Source organism: Acetobacter persici (assembly GCF_018256955.1).
In the GTDB taxonomy this organism is placed as follows: Bacteria; Pseudomonadota; Alphaproteobacteria; order Acetobacterales; family Acetobacteraceae; genus Acetobacter; species Acetobacter persici.
In genome coordinates, this window is the sequence record NZ_JAERKU010000004.1 from 1 (window position 1) to 19,512 (window position 19,512).

The 19,512-nt window shown below is 57.4% G+C and carries 19 protein-coding genes; 4 read left to right on the forward strand and 15 right to left on the reverse strand.

Translation table 11 applies throughout. From position 1 onward, the window contains the following. Nucleotides 1-79 precede the first annotated feature (79 nt). A complete protein-coding gene (locus JK199_RS06530) occupies nucleotides 80-1,159 on the forward strand; it encodes an IS5 family transposase (RefSeq protein ID WP_456304279.1) in 1,080 nt (359 codons plus the stop codon). 648 nt (nucleotides 1,160-1,807) lie between these two features. Here the strand turns inward: JK199_RS06530 and JK199_RS06535 are convergent. The 12 genes from JK199_RS06535 to JK199_RS06590 form a co-directional block, all read right to left on the reverse strand. Then, on the reverse strand, nucleotides 1,808-3,235 hold the full coding sequence (locus JK199_RS06535; protein WP_212374716.1) for a hypothetical protein: 1,428 nt from the start codon (nucleotides 3,233-3,235) through the stop codon (nucleotides 1,808-1,810). A 45-nt stretch (nucleotides 3,236-3,280) separates the two neighbouring features. After that, nucleotides 3,281-4,960, reverse strand: a complete 1,680-nt coding sequence (locus tag JK199_RS06540; RefSeq protein ID WP_212374718.1) for an ArnT family glycosyltransferase — start codon at nucleotides 4,958-4,960, stop codon at nucleotides 3,281-3,283. Then, a complete protein-coding gene (locus tag JK199_RS06545) occupies nucleotides 4,954-5,709 on the reverse strand; it encodes a glycosyltransferase (RefSeq protein WP_212374720.1) in 756 nt (251 codons plus the stop codon). Before JK199_RS06545 ends, JK199_RS06540 begins: the two co-directional genes overlap by 7 nt. 26 nt (nucleotides 5,710-5,735) lie before the next feature. After that, nucleotides 5,736-6,230 carry a F0F1 ATP synthase subunit B gene (atpF, locus tag JK199_RS06550; RefSeq protein WP_208864141.1) on the reverse strand — a complete coding sequence of 165 codons (495 nt, stop codon included), beginning with the start codon at nucleotides 6,228-6,230 and terminating at the stop codon, nucleotides 5,736-5,738. 35 nt (nucleotides 6,231-6,265) lie between these two features. After that, a complete protein-coding gene (locus JK199_RS06555) occupies nucleotides 6,266-6,847 on the reverse strand; it encodes a F0F1 ATP synthase subunit B family protein (RefSeq protein ID WP_025827913.1) in 582 nt (193 codons plus the stop codon). Nucleotides 6,848-6,894: 47 nt separating this feature from the next. Then, nucleotides 6,895-7,119, reverse strand: a complete 225-nt coding sequence (locus JK199_RS06560) for an ATP synthase subunit C family protein (protein WP_003624142.1) — start codon at nucleotides 7,117-7,119, stop codon at nucleotides 6,895-6,897. A 53-nt stretch (nucleotides 7,120-7,172) separates the two neighbouring features. Further along, nucleotides 7,173-7,922, reverse strand: a complete 750-nt coding sequence (locus JK199_RS06565; RefSeq protein WP_077930613.1) for a F0F1 ATP synthase subunit A — start codon at nucleotides 7,920-7,922, stop codon at nucleotides 7,173-7,175. Nucleotides 7,923-7,980: 58 nt separating this feature from the next. Further along, a complete protein-coding gene (locus tag JK199_RS06570; RefSeq protein WP_025827925.1) occupies nucleotides 7,981-8,280 on the reverse strand; it encodes an AtpZ/AtpI family protein in 300 nt (99 codons plus the stop codon). Nucleotides 8,281-8,413: 133 nt separating this feature from the next. Further along, nucleotides 8,414-9,358, reverse strand: coding sequence for a signal recognition particle-docking protein FtsY (ftsY, locus tag JK199_RS06575; protein WP_077930614.1), 945 nt, complete (start codon nucleotides 9,356-9,358; stop codon nucleotides 8,414-8,416). A 1-nt stretch (nucleotide 9,359) separates the two neighbouring features. Then, nucleotides 9,360-10,604, reverse strand: a complete 1,245-nt coding sequence (gene mtaB, locus JK199_RS06580) for a tRNA (N(6)-L-threonylcarbamoyladenosine(37)-C(2))-methylthiotransferase MtaB (RefSeq protein ID WP_212358780.1) — start codon at nucleotides 10,602-10,604, stop codon at nucleotides 9,360-9,362. Then, complete coding sequence (dapF, locus tag JK199_RS06585; protein WP_212374722.1) at nucleotides 10,601-11,413, reverse strand: diaminopimelate epimerase; 813 nt, start codon at nucleotides 11,411-11,413, stop codon at nucleotides 10,601-10,603. The genes mtaB and dapF overlap by 4 nt, the downstream gene beginning before the upstream one ends. Before the next feature lie 58 nt (nucleotides 11,414-11,471). Next, nucleotides 11,472-11,873 (reverse strand): VOC family protein, encoded by a 402-nt coding sequence (locus JK199_RS06590; protein ID WP_086656207.1) that lies wholly within the window; start codon nucleotides 11,871-11,873, stop codon nucleotides 11,472-11,474. 162 nt (nucleotides 11,874-12,035) lie between these two features. On the opposite strand from JK199_RS06590, the gene JK199_RS06595 reads away from it, so the two are divergent. Continuing rightward, on the forward strand, nucleotides 12,036-13,991 hold the full coding sequence (locus JK199_RS06595) for a hypothetical protein (protein WP_212374723.1): 1,956 nt from the start codon (nucleotides 12,036-12,038) through the stop codon (nucleotides 13,989-13,991). Nucleotides 13,992-14,106: 115 nt separating this feature from the next. Then, nucleotides 14,107-15,870: a DEAD/DEAH box helicase gene (locus JK199_RS06600; RefSeq protein WP_212374725.1), complete on the forward strand. Its 1,764-nt coding sequence runs from the start codon at nucleotides 14,107-14,109 to the stop codon at nucleotides 15,868-15,870. A 70-nt stretch (nucleotides 15,871-15,940) separates the two neighbouring features. On the opposite strand, the gene JK199_RS06605 is transcribed toward JK199_RS06600, so the two are convergent. After that, nucleotides 15,941-16,603 (reverse strand): hypothetical protein, encoded by a 663-nt coding sequence (locus JK199_RS06605; protein WP_244284792.1) that lies wholly within the window; start codon nucleotides 16,601-16,603, stop codon nucleotides 15,941-15,943. 151 nt (nucleotides 16,604-16,754) lie between these two features. Here JK199_RS06605 and JK199_RS06610 point away from each other — a divergent pair, with 151 nt between their 5' ends. After that, complete coding sequence (locus tag JK199_RS06610) at nucleotides 16,755-18,317, forward strand: S10 family peptidase (protein ID WP_212374727.1); 1,563 nt, start codon at nucleotides 16,755-16,757, stop codon at nucleotides 18,315-18,317. A gap of 102 nt (nucleotides 18,318-18,419) precedes the next feature. Here the strand turns inward: JK199_RS06610 and rpsI are convergent, their stop codons facing one another. Further along, nucleotides 18,420-18,905: a 30S ribosomal protein S9 gene (rpsI, locus tag JK199_RS06615; RefSeq protein WP_025827670.1), complete on the reverse strand. Its 486-nt coding sequence runs from the start codon at nucleotides 18,903-18,905 to the stop codon at nucleotides 18,420-18,422. A gap of 5 nt (nucleotides 18,906-18,910) precedes the next feature. Beyond that, a complete protein-coding gene (rplM, locus tag JK199_RS06620) occupies nucleotides 18,911-19,387 on the reverse strand; it encodes a 50S ribosomal protein L13 (protein WP_025827672.1) in 477 nt (158 codons plus the stop codon). Nucleotides 19,388-19,512: the final 125 nt, after the last annotated feature.

Below are 19,512 nucleotides of genomic sequence, written 5' to 3' on the forward strand. Positions count from 1 at the left end.
TGGAGGGTTCGAAAAACCCCCTGGTTTTGAGTTCTTCTGTATGCTTCCATTCCTCCGGTTCTAATTGAGGGAATGGCTGATGAAGCAGTCTGGTTTCTTTGACGTTGAAGAGCGGCTTGCTCGGCTGAGCGGGCTTTGTGATCAACTCGAAGCCTTTTCCCGGACTGTGGATTTTGAGGTGTTCCGCCCTGATCTGGAGAAGGCTCTGGCGTATTCGGATGGCAGCAAAGGCGGGCGACCACCATTCGATCTGGTGCTGATGTTCAAAATTCTGGTGATCCAGACGTTGAACAATTTGTCTGATGAGCGGACGGAATATCTGATCAACGACCGCCTGTCGTTCATGCGTTTTCTGGGACTGGGGCTGTCGGAGCGTGTGCCGGATGCCAAAACAATCTGGCTGTTTCGCGAACGTCTGACCCAGGCGGGGGCCATTGAAAGACTGTTTGACCGCTTTGACGCGACCCTGCGAAACGCGGGCTATCTGCCGATGTCGGGTCAGATCCTGGACGCGACATTGGTAGCGGCTCCAAAGCAGCGCAACACGAACACCGAGAAAGCGGATCTTCGAAAGGGACGGATCCCGCAAGACTGGCAGGACAAGCCATCCAAATTGTCCCGCAAGGATCGCCATGCGCGCTGGACACTGAAGTTCACGAAGGCGAAGCGGCAGGATGATGGAACCATGCCATCCAGCGATCTCGCCATCCCGTTCTTTGGCTATAAATCGCATGTTTCTATCGATCGGAAATACCGGTTCATCCGGAAATGGAAGACGACGCATGCCGCCGCCAGTGATGGCACACGATTGAGAGAGGGGCTGCTGGATAAAACCAATACGGCTTCAACGGTCTGGGCTGACACGGCCTATCGCTCAAAAGCCAATGAGGACTTCATGGAGAAGCAGGGCTTTGTCTCGAAAAGTCACAGGAAGAAGCCACATCTCAAGCCCATGCCCCGGCATATCCAGCGGTCCAACGCGGGGAAGTCGGTGATCCGATCCCGCGTCGAGCATGTCTTTGCCGATCAGAAATCGCAGACGGGATTGTTCATCCGAACTGTCGGTATCACCCGGGTCACCATGAGGATCGGCCTGGCCAATATCGTCTACAACATGCGCCGCTTCCTCTTCCTGGAGCGGATCGGCACCACAGCATAGTAATCCAGCGGGTAACAGCCCCCGATCTGCTCAAAACGCAGATCAAAAGCAACACAAAGAACCGTCAATCAAATCGCCAAAAGCCTGAAATCACGAGCCAGCCCCATCAACCAACAGTTCTTCGATCCCTCCACCTGAAATATTCAAAGACATTTCTGCAAAGTCTCTGATACCAACAGGGCTTTGATAGACAAGTCAGGATATTCTTACATAACTTGTTTTGGCGGGGCATAATCAGTGAGAGGCATGCTTATGCTCTACTGCGACACTATTCATAGTCTTTTGTCACATATGCTATGGTGTCGCAGGAATCTGCTCTGCCCGTCATGACCGCGAAGAGACTTAAAGCGTCTCTCTTCTGCGTCTGATCACTTCGGATTTTGACCATACATATTTTCTGCTTCAGGCACTCGCGTCTGACCGCGCTTTATTCTGACAATCCGACGAGAGCGAAGTCCCAAAATAAATTTTGGGCACTCGATCACAATAAGACTAAAATGACATACGCCACTGATTACACCTTATTGATAAATATCTTTTTTGAAAAAATAGAAGCTGTTTCTTTTTTAAAAAAAATCACTTCAATTCTCGAAAATTTTTTTCTTCGCTTTCAAAAGCATGATTATGTGATCATTTATCCCTGACGAGCTATTTCATACAAACAACAACAACGTCGTTGATTTTCAGGACATCCCAACGTTCAGGCTCTCGCGGACAAACTGACGCTGGCATGGAAACAGACCGCAGGTCCGCACCACTTAATTTGCGCAAAAGCGGCACCGGACTCCACCCTGTTGTAAAGGCCGAAGAGGCATAGTCCATTACCGCAATCGTGTTTAACTGCGCGATATTTCTCCAGCTACTGACAACGGAGATTTTTTCACCATTATAAATACCAGCAACATTTTTAATATCGCTCAGAACAGCATTTCCAATTTCAATATCACGTTGCGTTTGCTCCCGTCTTTCCATGAACAAACCAGCCTGATTATTAATAGACAGCAACAAAAAAACTGCGGCCAGATAGAATGCAGGCTTCTGAAGCTGTTCATGATAAGAAAATATTTTCTGCACTACAAAGATAAGCAGCACAGGATAAAGAAAAGAATTGCATGTTAGAGACCGAGGGGATGGCCAAAAAAGATCGAACGGTAAGTTAAACGGATTTTCCGCAAACGCTAAGCAGGCAGCGAGACTCAAGAGAGCGAAAAAATAACAATAATTCCTTTTGGAAATCAGCATATATATTAAATACAAACTGATTACAAAAATAGATGAAAAATATAGAAATCTTTCATGCATTGGAAATATAGAAGAATATTTTCCATTGAAAAATTGATAAAATATATCCGTAAAATATGGCTTGATATTATGTATCAATGCCGAAAAATGTACTGGACGCCCCCATTCCGGCCCGATGCATTTTTTCATGACCAAAAAAATTGCGCAGGACACGACATACACAAAGACCGGACGCCATGTTAGCTCAAGAAACAAAGAGTCTTTTGGTTTAAACAGAGTTGCATATAAATAGGCGCATCCTGCAGCAAGGATAAGAAGCTGCGCCGCCACCTGATAGGACGTGAGCGTAATAACTGAAAGAATGATTGCCGCAGACAAGCCCCAAAAATTCTTGCTTGTTCTTAAAAAATAAAGCGCGCCTCCCATGGCAATCCATGAAATACCATAGTTCCAGTAGGCCATTGTGAAAGACGATAAATCTGCCATGAACCCCTGAAAGGCTACAGCAATACAGAAAAACGCTATATATTTTAAGCTTATGCCGACATAACGAGAGAATTCGTAGCAGAAATAAATAAGCCCAGCAGAATATAGCAATGAATTAATAATAACATTATCAAAATAGTTTATTTTTAACCAGCGAATAGCATAGCTCAGAGCCAGTATAAAATACCTATAATTTGTATAATTCCCTGAGATGAAGGAATTTTTTGCGTCTTCTGAGTAACGAACACCCAAATCATCCGCATTAAATATAAAAAAATTGGCAAGGCAGAGAGAGAATATTGGTAACAAAATTATAGCGTAATAGATCTTATTTTTTGAAAAAAACATTTTTACTCTCTCGAAATCAATGACCTATCGGAAAAAAGAAAAACCTCACCGTGCTATCTTATACAGGCTGATAGTCAGATGATGGCCATTGGAATAGTTGACACCAGTTACAGAGCCATAGGTGCGCAGACGGTCACGGGCGGGGCCGAGGGTTGCCAGAAATGCCTCGCTGTTTTTGACATCCACCAATGCAACTGCGCAGGCTTCATTGCTGAGCATCCGGTGGGCTGCTTCTTCCGGTCCTTCCAGATGCACTTTACCACCCATCAGGAACACGAGACTTGGCTCAGAAAACGAGACGGATGAAACATCAGTCTGAGCACAAGGACGATGTGCATTGACCAGTGCAGTCAGGCGTGGCGCCATCCAGATACTGTGCAGGCGCGGCACAACTACCAGAAACAGGCCAGTGTAGAGCAGCATAGCGCAGGCGGCACTTGTCAGCAGAGCCTTGCGTAATTCCGAACGGCAGATGAAGACGACGGACAGGCCGACCAGCGGCAGGCTGCCCGCGGCCAGAATCAGCGCTGCAGGAGAAACCACATGCTCCAGCTTCCATAACAGGATGGGGCCAGCCAGAGCCAGCGCAACGCCAGCAACCGTCCAGAGCACGCCATAGGCCCACAGAACCAGCCGCGCCCAGAGCGCACGCGGCCAGCCTGCCCACACAGGCGCCCCCTGTGTCAGCATACCCGCCGTAAGGATGGCGATTGCCGGATAGGTCGGCAGCACATAATGCGGAAGCTTGGTGGCGATAAGCTCAAACACCAGCCAGTGCGGGAGAATCCAGCACAAAAGATATTTAACAGGCAGAAGCGTCCGGTTTTTCCAGACCGCAGGCAAAGCCGCCGCTGCAAAAAATGAACCGGGCCAGAAGGCAATCAGAAAGACCAGCAAATGGTAGCCCGGCGGCAACCCATGCGCCTGCTGGCCGGAGGCCACCTTGCCCAGAAAATTGGTGCCCACAGCACGGCGGAAAAACTCGCCGTGACTGACAACACCAATCGCAATGCACCATGGCAGCAGAATAGCCATAGAAATCAGCCAGCCCCACAGAGGCCGCAGCCTGCGCCACAAACTGAAATTCCGCTCCACAACGGCCAGACAGAAAGGGGTTGCCAGAGACGGAATGAGAATCACCGGCCCCTTGAGCATTAGGCCACAGCCAATCGCTCCCCAATACAGAAGAGCGGTGCGCAGCGGCGTGGGGCGTTCTGCCTCGCGGTCACACAAGGCCCGCAGCAGACCAGCCTGCGCCAGCAGAACACTGAGCAACAAAGTTGAGTCGATCGTGCCCATCCGGTTCTCTGCCGTCACCAGCACAGAAACCATAAGCAGGAGGCCTGCGCCCAGACCGGCTGTGGAACCGAACAGCACAGACCCCATCCATGCCGTCAGTACCACTGAGGCCGTCATGGCCAGCAGAGACGGCAGACGATACGCCCAGACCGCGTGGCTTTTCAGGGTCCCCGTCGCAGCGACGGACGCCGCTTCCAGCCAGTAAATCCCGGCGGGTTGCAGATAACGGGGTTTATCCTGAAAGCGGACATCTACAAAATTACCGCTTTCAAGCATCTGGGCCGTCGCTTCCATATAGCGCGGCTCATCCCGGTCAAACGGGGGCGTCGAGGCCCGTCCCGGCAGAAAGAGGAAAAATGCAAATAAACCGAGCAAAGCCAGCGCACGCCCGGACAGGCGTTGCTGGCCCCAGCGTGGATTTAGCATTCGCGAACCGAGCGCGGCAGGCGGGTCCGGTTCCGCAGCCAGATAACACCCAGCAAATCACGGATCCCCACCAGCGCACGGTTAAAATTGGTATATTTTGACTGCCCATGCAGACGCGGGCGGTGCTTGACCGGATGGCACAGCAACGGCACGCCATAAGACGCAAACAGCGCAGGCAGAAAGCGATGCAGGCCTTCAAACTGAGGCAGTTTTAAAAAAGCATCACGCTGGAACAGTTTGATTGGCGCACCCGTATCCGGGCATTCATCGCGCAGCAAACGGCGGCGCAGACCATTGGCAAAGCGAGTCGCAAAACGGCGGGACCAGCCATCTTTCCGCTTTTTACGCACGCCCACCACAAGTGGAGGCGTGCCATTAGCAGAGCGCCCCAGACGCAGGAGGTCAATCAGTTCCCGCGGATCATCCTGACCGTCGCCATCGATAGTGGCAATCCATTCACCCCGCGCGGCGGTAATACCGGTGCGCAGGGCGGCAGATTTCCCGCAACAATGATCATGGGAGAGAACACGTAAGCCGGGCAGAACCTCGGCGCGCATTTTCTGGAGGACGGCAACGGTATCATCCCGACTGCCATCATCTACAAAAACGACTTCAGTTTTCGGCAGATGCTCAAGGGCTTCCGCCAGTTCCTGACAGACAAACGGGAGGTTCTCCCGCTCATCCAGAACAGCAATAACAATGCTCAGAACCGGAGTATCATCACTCCGGAAGGGAGAGACCGCGCTCAAGCCGGATCAATCAGCAAACGCGCGGTTCAGGCGGCTTGACGCGCAAGAGCGGTCGGCAGGTTGGCAATAGCCTGATCAACCAGTGCTTCTGCCTTCTGCTGGTCAAGGGACTGGCCGATAACGTTACGAGCAGCTTCTACAGCCACATCGACAGCGGCCTGACGGACTTCCTTGATGGCTGCGCGCTCTACGGCGGCAATCCGGTCACGGGCCATCTGTTCATGCCGCTGCACAGCAGCTTCAGCTTCGGCACGGGCTTTTTCAGCCAGTTCGGCCGCGTGCTTCAGGGACTGCTCGACCACGCTTTTAGCTTCAATCAGAGCCTGCTCACGCTCACGCGTGGCATCTTCCAGCATCTGCTCGGCTTCCCGGCGCAACTGGGCGGATTCGTCCAGTTCCTGACGGATGCGGGCGGCCCGGCTATCCAGAATGGTCGTGATAGGTGTCCAGACCTTGCGGCCAAAAAAGACGAAGAACAGAACGAAGGAAACAGCGACCCAGAAACCTGCTTCGTGAAAAATGCCAGACATGACTTTATATTCTCCCGGAGCCGGTCTCAGATATTCTGATGCGCGATCGCGCCGTCAACCTTCTGCGCCACAAGCTGGGCGTCAGGCGTGACACCTGTCAGGCGGGAAACAAGCGCCTGTGTGGTATCAGCCGCAATTTCTTTGAGCGTACCGAAAGCCTGAGCTTTTTCGGCAGCAATCCGTTTTTCAGCATCAGCAATTTCGGCCGAAAGACGGGCGTTGATTTCTGCCAGTTTCTGATCCGCAGCGCGCTGTTCAGCGTCCAGCGTTTTCTGCAGATTGGCCTGAGCCTCAGCCATGGCATCTTTACGTGCCTGCTGGAGTTCCGCCACGGCTTTATCCGCATCCTGTTTGGCAGAGCGCGCGACATCGAGATCACCCGAGATCCGCTTGCTCCGGTCTTCCAGAACGCGACCAACGCGGGGCAGCATAATCTGGCTCAGCACCAGATAGAAGCCCAGGAAAATCACAGCCCCCCAGATGACCTGACCGGTCACCAGAGGGTTGTGAAAATCAAGCTGAGGCATCCCTGCGGCGTGTGCACCAGGTGCAGCCATTACCAGAAGAGACACGCCGGATACCGTAGCGAGTAAACCAGCACGGACAATCTTCATCATGACACCCACAGGAAGGCCTCCCTTTTCCTACCGTTTTATCAGACGAACAGGATCAGGAACGCGATGAGAAGCGCGAACAGCGCGATAGCTTCTGTCAGCGCGAAGCCCAGCATACCCAGACCGAACACGTGCGGACGGGAGGCCGGGTTGCGAGCAATGCTGCTCACCAGCGTTGAAAAGATGTTGCCGAGGCCGATACCAACGCCGGCGAGGGCGATTACGGCGATACCTGCACCGATTTCCCGGGCTGCAGCGATGTCCATATCAGTCACTTCCTTGTTAAAAAGTACAGTTCAAACGAAACGGGCAAAGCAGCTCAGTGAGCCACGGCCTCCCGCAGGTAGATGCACGTCAGAATGGCAAACACATAGGCCTGCAGCACACCAACAAGCAACTCGAGAGCCACCAGCGCCACGTTAATGGCAATAGGCCCTATCGCAAACACATCACCCACGACGCCAAAACCGGCGAGCATGATGACGAAGCTTGCGAAAATATCGAACATGACGTGTCCGGCGACCATGTTTGCAAACAGTCGGATGGACAGGCTCACGGGACGAGAGAGAAAGGACAGGATCTCAATCGGGATCAGCAGCGGCGCGAGGAACATGCTGGCACCCGCCGGCATGAAGTGCGCAAAGAAGCGGATGCCCTGCACCTTGAGCGACACGATAACCGTCAGCAGGAACACCATGACGGCAAGGCCGAGGGTGACTGCGATGTGACTGGTAAAGGTGAAGGAGAAAGGCAGCAGACCGATATAGTTCCCGGCCAGAATGAAGAAAAACAGCGTGAAAATGAAGGGGAAAAAGGCAGCGCCTTCCGGCCCGATAGTATCAACCGCCATGCTGTGAATAAATTCGTAGCACACCTCGGCTGCGGCCTGAAAACGACCAGGCACCACAGCAGCAGGACGCATACCGAAATACAGGAATGCAAGAACCAGGCACGCAGCCAGGATCATGTAGAGGGGTGACTGACTGAAGCGCAGCGCCTCACCAAGCCCGCCAAGAACGGGATGAAGCTCGAACTGACCAAGTACGTCGATACTGGAACCGCCCGCCAAAACCGTTCTCCTACTCCACTGTGTCCGGTCTATTCTGCCGGACCCTCAGCTTTCCAACTCACTGTTCCGGTGGCTTTACCAGCCGCCAGACATTCAGCACTCCTGCACTTCCGCCCAGCAGCGCGAAGATGATCAGGAAAACAGCACGGGTATGGAGCCAATGGTCCAGTCCCCATCCCACAGCAACCCCAACCACCAGCGCGGAAATCATTTCCGTCCCGGCTCTGAGCGCCAGTGCTGGCAAGGACTGTTCATCCTTCTCAGCTTTGCTGGCTTTTTCATCTTCCTCAACCCGACCGGAGCGGCGTTCCGCCTCTTTCAGTCGCTTCGCGAAAGACTCGTCGCTGTCTTCACCCATACTTCGCACTCCAGAGGGGTGCAGGCGCTTGCTAACGGCGCTGCCATATCCTGTCAAGGAAGCATCCGTAGCACTGAGCGGAAAATCCGTCACGCATGCAAAAAAAGCGCACCGGCGGACAATTCCGCCTGCGTCAGGATGCGGCTTCCGCCCCCATTTCAGGCGAGCCGACCAGCCCTTTGGCAAAGTCCTGCGCCGAGAACGGACGCAGATCTTCCACCTGCTCCCCCACACCCACAGCATGCACCGGCAAGCCAAAACTGTCGGCCAGCGCCACGACGATACCGCCACGGGCCGAACCATCCAGCTTGGTCACCACCAGACCGGTGACATTCACCAGTTCGCGGAACACGCGCACCTGCTCCACAGCGTTCTGACCCGTGGTGGCATCCAGCACCAGCAGGACCGAGTGCGGAGCGGTCTCATCAAATTTCCGCATGACCCGGATAATCTTGGCCAGTTCTTCCATCAGCGCACTTTTATTGTGCAGGCGGCCCGCCGTATCCACAAACAGCAGATCCGCACCCTGCGCCTTGGCCCGTTTCAGCCCTTCAAACGCCAGACCGGCGGCATCCGCGTTCGGTGCACCAGCAATCACGGGGCAGCCCGTACGCTCACCCCACACCTGCAACTGCTCCACAGCGGCGGCACGGAACGTGTCCCCTGCCACCATCATCACCTTCTTGCCCTGATCGGTGAAAAAGCGGGCCATTTTGCCAATGGTAGTGGTTTTGCCAACACCGTTGACGCCCACCACCAGCACCACATGCGGCTTATGCGCGGGGTCGGGTTCAAACGGAATGGCCACAGGCGCAAGCACACTGGCAATTTCATCCGCCAGTGTGTTGCGGATTTCCTCGTCCGTAACTTCCGTGCCGAAGCGCGTCTTACGGAACGATTCGATAATCCGTTCAGCAACGCTTGGGCCAAGGTCTGCGGTAATCAACAGATCCTCCAGCTCTTCCAGCGCCTCATCATCCAGCTTGCGCTTGGTGAAGACGGATGTCAGCCCGCCGCCCAGCTTCTGCGTTGAGCGGGACAGCCCCTGCTTGAGGCGTGAAAAGAAACCTAGCGCCATCTCAAACCCTTTCCGCCAGCAGGCCCGCGGCATCTGCCGCCACAGCCCGCAGACTGATAATCTCACCCGTTTCCGCCTCACCTTCTGCCAGACGGACCGGGGCAAACTGTTCACTATGCCCTGATGTGGGCGTTTCCATCAGCACACGCAAAGTCTGGCCGACCAGACTCTGGTAATACCGCTCGGCCGAGGCCGCCCCCACCTCCCGCAGGCGCGCAGCCCGCGCCTTACGCTCGGGCACCGGCACAGCCCGCATCCGCGCCGCAGGCGTACCCGGACGCTCACTGTATGGAAAGACGTGCAGATACGGCACGCCCTGCGCCTCCAGAAAGGCGCGTGTTTCTTCAAACAGCGCATCATCTTCCGTCGGGAATCCGGCAATCACATCCGCGCCGATCCCGATATCAGGGCGCAGACCGCGCGCCCGCGTGATAACCCGTGCGGCATCTTCCGCCAGATGGCGGCGCTTCATCCGTTTGAGAATCAGGTCCGATCCGGCCTGAAGTGAGAGATGCAGATACGGCATAAAGCGCGGCTCATGCTCCAGCAGACGCCAGATATCCTCATCAATTTCCACCGGATCAACCGACGACAGGCGCAGGCGCTCAAGCTGTGGCACCAGCCCCAGCACCCGGCGGCACAACTGCCCGAGTGAGGGCGTGCCCGGCAGGTCCCCGCCCCATGAGGTCATGTCCACGCCTGTCAGCACCACCTCCCGGTAGCCCGATTCGACAAGGGCGCGCACCTGCTCCACCACCACGCCAACCGGCGCAGAGCGGGATGGCCCGCGCCCGAAGGGAATGATGCAGAACGTGCAGCGATGGTCACACCCCTGCTGGACCTGCACAAAGGCCCGGGTCCGGCCCGCAAATTCCGTGACCAGATGGGCGGCGGTTTCTCTGGCCGCCATAATATCCGAGACGGCGAGCGGCTCGTTCATGGCGGCGGGTGCCCAGCTTTCCGCCTTCAGCTTTTCTTCATTACCCAGAACACGGGTTACGCCGGGCAGGGCAGCCCAGCGATCCGGGTCAATCTGCGCGGCACAGCCCGTCACCACGATCCGGGCACCCGGCTTATCACGGTGTGCGCGGCGGATGGCCTGCCGGGCCTGCCGCTCGGCCTCGCCCGTCACCGCACAGGTGTTGACGATAATCACGTCCTCCAGCGCTGCGGCATGCTCACGCATGACCTCGCTTTCCCACGTGTTCAGCCGACACCCGAAGGTCAGAATTTCCGGACGGGTCATGAGGCGTAGGTGGCCAGATCCACCATCCCGTCAAATGCAACAGCCGCAGGGCCAGTCATCAGCACATGGTCATTATCCGCCCATTCAATATGCAGAAGGCCTCCATCCAGCTCCACGGCGCAGCGGCGCTCCACCAACCCGCGCCGCACGGCATTGACCACAGCCGCACAGGCACCGGACCCGCAGGCTTCCGTAACTCCTGCGCCGCGTTCATGCACTTTCAGGCGCATCCGGGCGGGGCTGTCTATGCGGGCAAAACCAATATTGGCACGGTCAGGGAAGAGCGGGTCATGCTCAAGCGCGCTGCCTTGGCTGAGCATCGAAAAATCTTTCACAAAAAAAGTTGCGTGCGGGTTCCCCATGGAGGCCGCTGCCGGATCCCCGGGAAGGGGCAGATGGAGAGTGTCCATCTCGGCTGCAAGAGGCACGGCCTGCCAGTCCAGTTTTGGAGCTCCCATATCCACCGTCACCAGCCCGTCTTCTTCAATGCGCGCAGGCAGGGTTCCTGCGCGTGTTTGCAGGACGGGGGTACGGGTGCCGGTCTGGCGGAACACCAGATCCGCCACACAGCGGGAGGCGTTACCACACGCCCCGGCCTCTGACCCGTCGGGGTTAAAAAAGCGCACAAACACATCCGCCCCCTCTGCACAGGCCGGGCGCAGCGTCACAAGCTGGTCACAGCCAATGCCCCTCCGGCGGTCAGCAAGAGCTGCAATGCGCGCAGGGGTCAGGGACAGATGGCCGGCACGCTCGTCGAAAATGACAAAGTCATTCCCAAGCCCGTGCATCTTGAAGAAAGAGGTCTGCATACCGCGCCTTATAAGGCAGTTCAGCCCCTAATACCATTGCGGAACAACATCGCGTGGCTCAGAGGAAACGCCCCGGCGCGCCACGGCTCAGCACCTCAATTTTATAGCCATCCGGGTCGGTCAGGAAAAAGAACGTGCCGATAATGCGGGTTTCCAGTTCCAGCGTCCTGATAGGCGTCGGGGACAAACCTGCCGCGTCCAGCCGCTCATGCTCGGAGGCCAGATCCTCCACTGAAACGGCGAGATGCCCGTAGCCATCCCCCAGCACATACGGTTCGGTCCGGCCGTGATTGATGGTCAGTTCCAGCTCAAAGGTCTGCTCCTCATTCGCCAGATAGATCAGTGTGAAGCTGTCAAACACCAGCCGGTCCACCGGGCGCAGCCCGAACGCTGCCTCATAAAACGCCAGCGAGCGCTGTTCCTCCAGAACACGCAGCATGGAATGGATCATTTTTGCCACAGCATATCCTCTCTGACATCGGCTTCGTCAAAATTTACAGTGCTCATAACGTGGAAGCCGGTCTTGCTGAAATTATTTTTTAAAAAAATAGTCTTTACGCACGCCTCGGCAAAATGGTTTCAAACAATAAATGCGCCTGTTCCGGGGATAATATTTAAAGAAATGATCACCTCTTCTCTTCTGCCTGCGCCGGCATCACGCCAGATGCGGATCTGGCTGTGTGTTGGCACTATTCTGGCGACGGGGCTGTCCGGCTTGCAGCTCTCCCGTGAGGCACACGCAGCAGAAGATGAAGCAGCCTCTCTGGAGGCTCTGGAACACCAGATGGCGCAAATTCAGGAGCAGCAGAAAGCGCTCCAGAAGGCGCTTGTCGGCATGCAGAAGCAGATTGCCGCTCATCGGGCCGCGCTGGGGGGGCATGCCGGGGGGTCTGCAACCCGCTCCGCAGTGGATGGCAGCAGCCACCATACGCTGACAACCGCGCGGAATACCGTATCTGGCAGCGGCGGCACGAGCCATAAAGGCTGGTCCCAGGAAACCGGGGCTGAAGAGGCTGGTATTGAACCTGCCGAAGCCACCTCCACCGCCATGAACACGCCGCACCACATGGTGCACCATGCGACAGGACCGGACGCTCAGCCCATCTTCTCCGGGGTTGATACGCACCCGGATGTGGAAGCTGTTATTGGCCACCGCGCGGAAGACGTCATTTCCCGCATTGCGGAAAACAGCGTTGGCCCGCATGCGCGGGAAACTGCGGGCGCACAGGCCGCCGGTGCGCTGGGTGACCACGGCGTGTTCCATATGGGACCTGTCACCCTCATTCTGGGTGGATTTCTGGATGCCTCAGCCGTGGTTGAAAACCGCCATGTGCCGTCCGGCACGTTCAACTACTGGCAGGCCATGCCGTATCCGAACGAGTCCCGTTATCACACCAACAATTTTGAAGGCAGCGCGCGTTACAGCCGTATCTCCCTCATGGCGCGCGGCAATGTGGATAACCACTCCACCATCTCCGGCTTCTTTGAAATGGATTTCGGGGCTGGAGCCGCCACGACCGACGCTTATGAAAGCAACAGCTACGCCTTCCGCATGCGGCAGGCCTATCTGGCTTATGATAATAGTGATCTGGACTTCCATTTCCTTGCCGGGCAGGCGTGGAGCATGCTCACACCGGGCCGCATCGGCATTATCCCGCGTCAGGAAAGTCTGCCGGAAACAATCGAATCCTCCATGCTGGCAGGCCAGACATGGGCACGGCAGCTCCAGTTCCGGTTTGTGAAGGACTTCCTCCAGCATCGTCTGTGGCTGGGCCTGTCCATCGAAAACTCCGCCACGCTGTATGATACCACCGGCTTTACCAATGCGGACGGCACCGTCACGCTGCCCAACGGCAAAACCGCTACCATCAGCAGCAACGGCACAGGCCTGACCAATGATGCCCCCTTCTCCAACGAGATTGCGCCGGATGTGATCGGCAAGGTGGCGTGGGACCCGCACTGGGGCCATTACGAAGCCGTGGGAATTCTGCATTTCCCGCATGACCGCGTCGCATCCCTCGGGCAGGGCCACAACAATACCGCCATTGCTGGCGGTGGCGGTGGCTCCATGGTTCTGCCGGTTGTGCCGCATAAGGTGGAAGTGCGTCTGGCCGGGCTCGCCGGAGTTGGCATAGGCCGCTATGGCTCCGTCCTGCTGCCTGACGCCACCCTGAAAGCTGACGGGGACGTCGCGCCCATTCCCTCCGTGCAGGCAACCGGCGGCATTATTGCCCACCCCACCCCGCGCGTGGATGTGTATGGTTTCTTTGGGTATCAGGAAGCCGGACGGCGCTATTCCAACTATGGCGGCGGCGCGTATGGCTACGGCAACCCGAACTATTCCAACCTTGGATGTGAGACGGAACTGTCCACTCTGGGCTGCACGGCCAACACCCGGAGCGTGATGGAAGCGACCGTCGGCGCATGGTATCGCTTCTTCAAAGGACATTACGGAACAGTGGAAGCCGGAGCCCAGCTTGCCTACTCCCGCAGGGATGCCTGGAAGGGTCAGGGCGGCGGACCGGATACCAGCATGAGTCAGATATTTCTGGACTTCCGTTACCTGCCGTTCCAGTAACACACCACGCTTGCTCATAAGCGCTCAGGGCAAAAGTTCTCCGGCCAGGCCTCTGGCCATTTATGCGGGGAACCTTTATCCCCCCATACATCTTGTTGCCTGGACCTAAAGTAGAATGCCTTTTCAGAATGCCCCCGCCTCTCTTGCGAGCGCCCTTGCCGCTCGCGGGTACGACTCCGCAACCCCAGTTCAGGCCGCCGTTCTGGCACCTGACGCCGAAGGTCGGGACCTTCTTGTTTCAGCCCGCACCGGCTCTGGCAAAACCGTTGCCTTTGGCCTTGCGATGGCCAACACCCTGCTGGATGACAATGGCCGCTGCCCCCCGCCGGGCGCGCCGCTGGCTCTGGTCATTGCCCCCACGCGTGAACTCGCCCTGCAGGTGCGCAATGAGCTGGAATGGCTCTATGCCTCCAGCGGTGCCCGCATTGTCTCCTGCGTTGGCGGGATGGAACCCCGTGTGGAAGCCCGTGCGCTGAACGCTGGCTGCCACATTGTTGTCGGCACGCCGGGCCGCCTGTGTGACCATCTCTCCCGCGGGCAGCTCAAACTGAGCAATCTGCGCGCCGTGGTGCTGGATGAAGCGGATGAAATGCTTGATCTGGGCTTCCGGGATGAACTGGAAACCCTGCTGAAAGCCGCCCCGCCGGAACGCCGCACCCTGCTGTTCTCCGCCACCATCGCCCGGGACATTGCCAATCTGGCCCGCCGCTACCAGACGGACGCCCTGCGTATTGATACGCAGACCGGCAGCGCCCCGCATACGGACATTACATACCGCGCCATTCTGACGGACCAGTCCGACATGGCTGGCACCATCGTCAACGTGCTGCGCCAGATGGAGTCTCCCACCGCTATTGTGTTCTGCCACACGCGTGAAGCCGTGCGGCAGTTGCAGGGGATTCTGACGCAGCGTGGCTTCTCCTCCGTCGCCATTTCCGGTGACCTCGGGCAGAACGAACGCAGCCGCGCCATTGAAAGCCTGCGGCATGGTCAGGCCCGCGTTTGCGTGGCGACTGACGTGGCAGCCCGTGGCATTGATATCCCCGACCTCGGTCTGGTGATTCACGCCAGCCTGCCGTCCAACCCGGCAACCCTGCTGCACCGTTCTGGCCGCACCGGGCGCGCCGGGCGCAAAGGGACCTGTGTTCTGCTGGTGCCGCCCTCACGCAGAAGACTGGCGGAACGCCTGCTGGAAGGGGCCAAAGTTACGGCAGAATGGGGCGGTGCCCCGACACCGGACGATATTGCCAAAGCCGATGCGGAACGCCTGCTGTCCGCCCCGGAACTCTCCATTGCCGTGCCGGAAGCCGGTGGCATGCATGAGCTGATCACCAAGCTGACAGCAGCACATTCTGCGGACCAGCTTGCTGCGGCGCTGATTGCCATGTGGCGCGCCAACCTGCCGGAACCCACCAGCGTACGCGTTATTTCTCCCGGCTCTGTCAAAAAAGCGCCGCGTGAACGCACCCGCCGGGATGATGAAGAAGGTGACACCCGTGGCCCGCGTGAACCGGGCGCATGGTTCCGCCTCTCCGTTGGCCGCGAAGACCGCGCAGACCCGAAATGGCTTGTGCCGATGCTTTGCCGTCTGGGCGGTATCCGCAAGCAGGATATCGGCGCGATCCGCATCCAGCCGGACCACACACTGGTAGAAATTGCACAGGATAAAGCTGAACGCTTCCAGTCCTGTGCCGCTGGTGCTGATGCGGATGAAATTACGGTCGAGCCTTCCGCTCCGCCGCGGGGTGGTGCCAGCCGCGACAGCGGTCGTCCGCCGCGTTCTGCTGGTGGCCCCGGTGGTGGGCGTCCGCCCCGTAAGGGTGGCGGTGGCGGCTTCAGCAAAAGCGGTCCGTCCAGCCGCAAGCGTAAAGGCTTCTGATCCTCTCAGACGCAAAAAAAGGCCCCTCCCGAAAGGAAGGGGCCTTTTTCTTTGCTAACGACTCAGCGCCTTACAGTCTGGGCAGAGACGTTGCATCTTTCCAGTCAGACTTCAGACGATCTTTCTGGCTCTTCCAGGCATTTTTCGTATCCTGCCCGGCATTATTCCATTTTTCCTGCGCGCTTTTGCCCGCGTTCGTCACCTTATCGCGCTGAGCTTCCCACTTCTTGCGAGTTTCCTCATTCGCGTTGTTCCACTTATCCTTCGCGTTCTGCTCCGCATTAGTCACCTTGTCGCGCTGGGCTTCCCACTTCTTACGGGTTTCCTCATTCGCGTTGTTCCACTTATCCTTCGCGTTCTGCTCCGCGCTGGTCACCTTGTCGCGCTGGGCTTCCCACTTCTTGCGGGTTTCCTCATTCGCGTTATTCCATTTATCCTTAGCGTTCTGCTCCGCGTTGGTCACCTTGTCACGCTGGGCTTCCCACTTCTTGCGGGTTGCCTCGCTGGCATTATTCCAGCGTTCTTTTGCCTGATCCTGTGCGGACTGGCCGGCGTTTTTCAGATTGGATGAAAATTGGTTAGCATCAGTCTTGACGGCATTCCGCGTATTCTCCACTCCCTGCTGTGCGCAGGATGTCAGGGAGAGGCAAGGATCAGCATGGGCGGCTGTGGCTGAAACCAGAACCGTTGCAAGCGGCAACCCCAGAACGGCGATTTTCCGAATGAACTGCATAAATATTCCTTCCATATTTCCTGATAACCATCAGGAAGACGGGCGTGTTTTAGGCAGGAAATTTTGTCAAAAAATGGCCATTCCCGCCCTGACCGGACAGAATTGCCCGCACACCCTCGTATCTTTTTTTGTGTTTGGAGAATAAACCCAGATGATGAAGCCTTCTTTACTCTGCAAACACATGCGCAGACCGCACACAAAGGCCGGACTTGCTTTAGCCACTGCCCTTTGCCTGTCTGCGGCCCCGGTATACGCCGTGCCGCCCACGCCGCCAACCGCACCCCATGCTGATGCGCCCAAAGAGGCCCGGACAGAGTTTACCGGCACCGCCGCCCTGCTCCCGGATGATGCCATAACGCACCACACGGACACGTTTGCTGGCCACAAGATCAGCTACACCGCCCACGCGGGAACACTCGTGCTGCGGGATGATGCCGGCAAGCCCACAGTCCGCATGTTTTACGTGGCCTACACGCAGGACGGCGCGGACCCGGCAAAACGCCCGGTGTCCTTCTTCTTCAATGGTGGTCCCGGCGGAGCCACGGCTTATCTGCATCTGGGGGCCGCTGGCCCCACCGCGCTGACATTTCCCGCAGGCAACCCGACGGACGGCGCCAACGCGCGGCTGGCGCTCAACCCCGATAGCTGGCTGCCGGACACGGACATGGTGTTTATTGACGCCCCCGGCACTGGCTGGTCCACCCCGACCGACCCGAAAACTGCTGACAAAACCTTCTATGGCGTCAAGCAGGATGCCCGGGCCTTTGCCAAGACCATTCAGCTCTGGGCCAACACCAACGGCCGCCTGACCTCACCGCGCTATCTGGTGGGAGAAAGCTACGGCGGCATTCGTTCCATAGAGGTCGCAGAAGCTCTGGCCCAGCAGCAGAATCTGATGGTGAACGGCATCGTCATGATTTCACCGGCGCTGGATATGGGGCTGCTGGATACCAGCAACAGTATTCTGGCCTCCGCCCTCACGCTGCCGTCCTTTGAGGCCGCAAAACTGGCCTTACAGCACAAACTCGCGCCGGAAACCGCAGCGCATCAGCTTGATGAGGCTTATCACTACGCGCTCGGCCCGTATCTTTCCACGCTGGCCAACACCCCGCCCACGGGCGATGCCGCGCGTGATTTTTATGAAGAGGTTGCCAACCACACCGGCCTGCCGCAGGACGTGATTGCCAAGGAACGCGGCCAGCCGCAGCCCATGGCTCATGATGTGCGCAGCCGGGACGGACGCCTTTACACGCTGTATGATGCCACGGTGTCCATTGCCGACCCGTTCCCCGAAGGTGTGGATAATGGTGACAGCCCGGACCCGACCCTCTCCGGCTTTGGCCGCGCCTATGGCAGCGCGTTTGAGAACTATGCCGCCAAAACCCTGAATTACCGGACGGATCTGTCTTACGAATTGCTGAGCATGAAGGTGAATGCCGCGTGGGATTTCCGGGGGGATGGGGAACCTATGGCGCATCAGATTCCCATTCTGCGCCGCCTGCTGGCTCTGAACCCGACCCTGCGGATCTTTATTGCCAACGGATATTATGATCTGGCCTGCCCCTTTGCCAGCGCACGCTGGGTAACGGAGCATATCCCTGTCGGCCGCAACCGCATTGGCCTGCACACCTACCCCGGCGGCCACATGCTCTATACCCGCCCGGACAGCCGTGCGGCTCTGGCACGGGACGTAAAGGCGTTTCTGGCCCCCTGAAAAACAGGCCATACCAAACCCGCCAGACATAAAAAAGGCGGGAGAGGTTTCCCTCTCCCGCCTTTTCCTGACGTAGCGTGTAAGCCGCTCGCCCCTGCCGGATCAGCGCTTGCTGAACTGGAAGGAACGACGGGCTTTGGCGCGGCCGTATTTCTTACGTTCAACCTGACGGGAGTCACGGGTCAGGAAGCCAGCAGCTTTCAGAATGCTGCGCAGGCCGGGTTCATAGTGCGTCAGCGCACGGCTGATGCCGTGACGGACTGCACCAGCCTGACCGGACAGACCACCACCAACGACGGTGCAGACAACGTCGAACTGGTTGTAGCGGTCAGCCACCAGGAAGGGCTGCGTCAGCAGCATGCGCAGCACCGGACGTGCGAAATACGTGCCAACGGGACGACCGTTAACCGTAATGTCGCCTTTACCGGGCTTGATCCACACGCGGGCCACAGCGTCTTTACGACGGCCCGTTGCGTAGGAGCGGCCCTGCGCATCGCGTTTAACTTCATAGACCGGGGCTTCCGGAGCCGTGGGAACCACGTCTTTCAGATCAGCCAGCGTGCCTGTACGTTCCTGAGTTTCAGACATGATGCTCAGCCTTTCTGCGCGTTAACGACGTTTTTGCGATTCATGGCAGCCACGTCCAGCTTCTGCGGCTGCTGGCCGTCATGCGGGTGCTCGGCACCGGCATAAACATGCAGGCTGCGCATCTGCTGGCGCTGCAGCGGACCACGGGTGATCATGCGTTCAACAGCCTTCACCACAACATGGTCAGGGTTCTTGCCACCCAGACGCTGTGCAATGGTGCGGGTCTTGATACCGCCGGGGTAACCCGTGTGGTAGTGGAACAGCTTCTGGCCAGCCTTGTTGCCGGTCAGCGCCACTTTCTCGGCGTTGATGACAACAACGTGGTCACCGCAGTCAACGTGCGGGGTGAACTGAGCTTTGTGCTTGCCGCGCAGGCGGTTCGCGATGATGACGGCCAGACGACCAAGAGCGAGGCCTTCGGCATCGATCAGGATCCAGTTCTTCGTCACCTCCGCGGGTTTCAGCGAGAGGGTGGTCTTCATGAGAGTGTGATTCCGTTAAGACTATAAGCTTTGAAGATGGGCGCCTTATGCGGGTGCCAAAGGGCTTCGTCAAGAGGAATTGGCGTTGACCCCCGTAAAATCAACAGTTTTTCTTACGGTAACAT

Bases quoted from the DNA above. Each gene is read 5' to 3' on its own strand.
- JK199_RS06530 (WP_456304279.1), top strand. From the start codon at position 80: ATGAAGCAGTCTGGTTTCTTTGACGTTGAAGAGCGGCTTGCTCGGCTG.
- JK199_RS06535 (WP_212374716.1), bottom strand. From the start codon at position 3,235: ATGTTTTTTTCAAAAAATAAGATCTATTACGCTATAATTTTGTTACCA.
- JK199_RS06540 (WP_212374718.1), bottom strand. From the start codon at position 4,960: ATGCTAAATCCACGCTGGGGCCAGCAACGCCTGTCCGGGCGTGCGCTG.
- JK199_RS06560 (WP_003624142.1), bottom strand. From the start codon at position 7,119: ATGGACATCGCTGCAGCCCGGGAAATCGGTGCAGGTATCGCCGTAATC.
- JK199_RS06570 (WP_025827925.1), bottom strand. From the start codon at position 8,280: ATGGGTGAAGACAGCGACGAGTCTTTCGCGAAGCGACTGAAAGAGGCG.
- ftsY (WP_077930614.1), bottom strand. From the start codon at position 9,358: ATGGCGCTAGGTTTCTTTTCACGCCTCAAGCAGGGGCTGTCCCGCTCA.
- mtaB (WP_212358780.1), bottom strand. From the start codon at position 10,604: ATGACCCGTCCGGAAATTCTGACCTTCGGGTGTCGGCTGAACACGTGG.
- dapF (WP_212374722.1), bottom strand. From the start codon at position 11,413: ATGCAGACCTCTTTCTTCAAGATGCACGGGCTTGGGAATGACTTTGTC.
- JK199_RS06595 (WP_212374723.1), top strand. From the start codon at position 12,036: ATGATCACCTCTTCTCTTCTGCCTGCGCCGGCATCACGCCAGATGCGG.
- JK199_RS06600 (WP_212374725.1), top strand. From the start codon at position 14,107: ATGCCTTTTCAGAATGCCCCCGCCTCTCTTGCGAGCGCCCTTGCCGCT.
- JK199_RS06605 (WP_244284792.1), bottom strand. From the start codon at position 16,603: ATGCAGTTCATTCGGAAAATCGCCGTTCTGGGGTTGCCGCTTGCAACG.
- JK199_RS06610 (WP_212374727.1), top strand. From the start codon at position 16,755: ATGATGAAGCCTTCTTTACTCTGCAAACACATGCGCAGACCGCACACA.
- rpsI (WP_025827670.1), bottom strand. From the start codon at position 18,905: ATGTCTGAAACTCAGGAACGTACAGGCACGCTGGCTGATCTGAAAGAC.
- rplM (WP_025827672.1), bottom strand. From the start codon at position 19,387: ATGAAGACCACCCTCTCGCTGAAACCCGCGGAGGTGACGAAGAACTGG.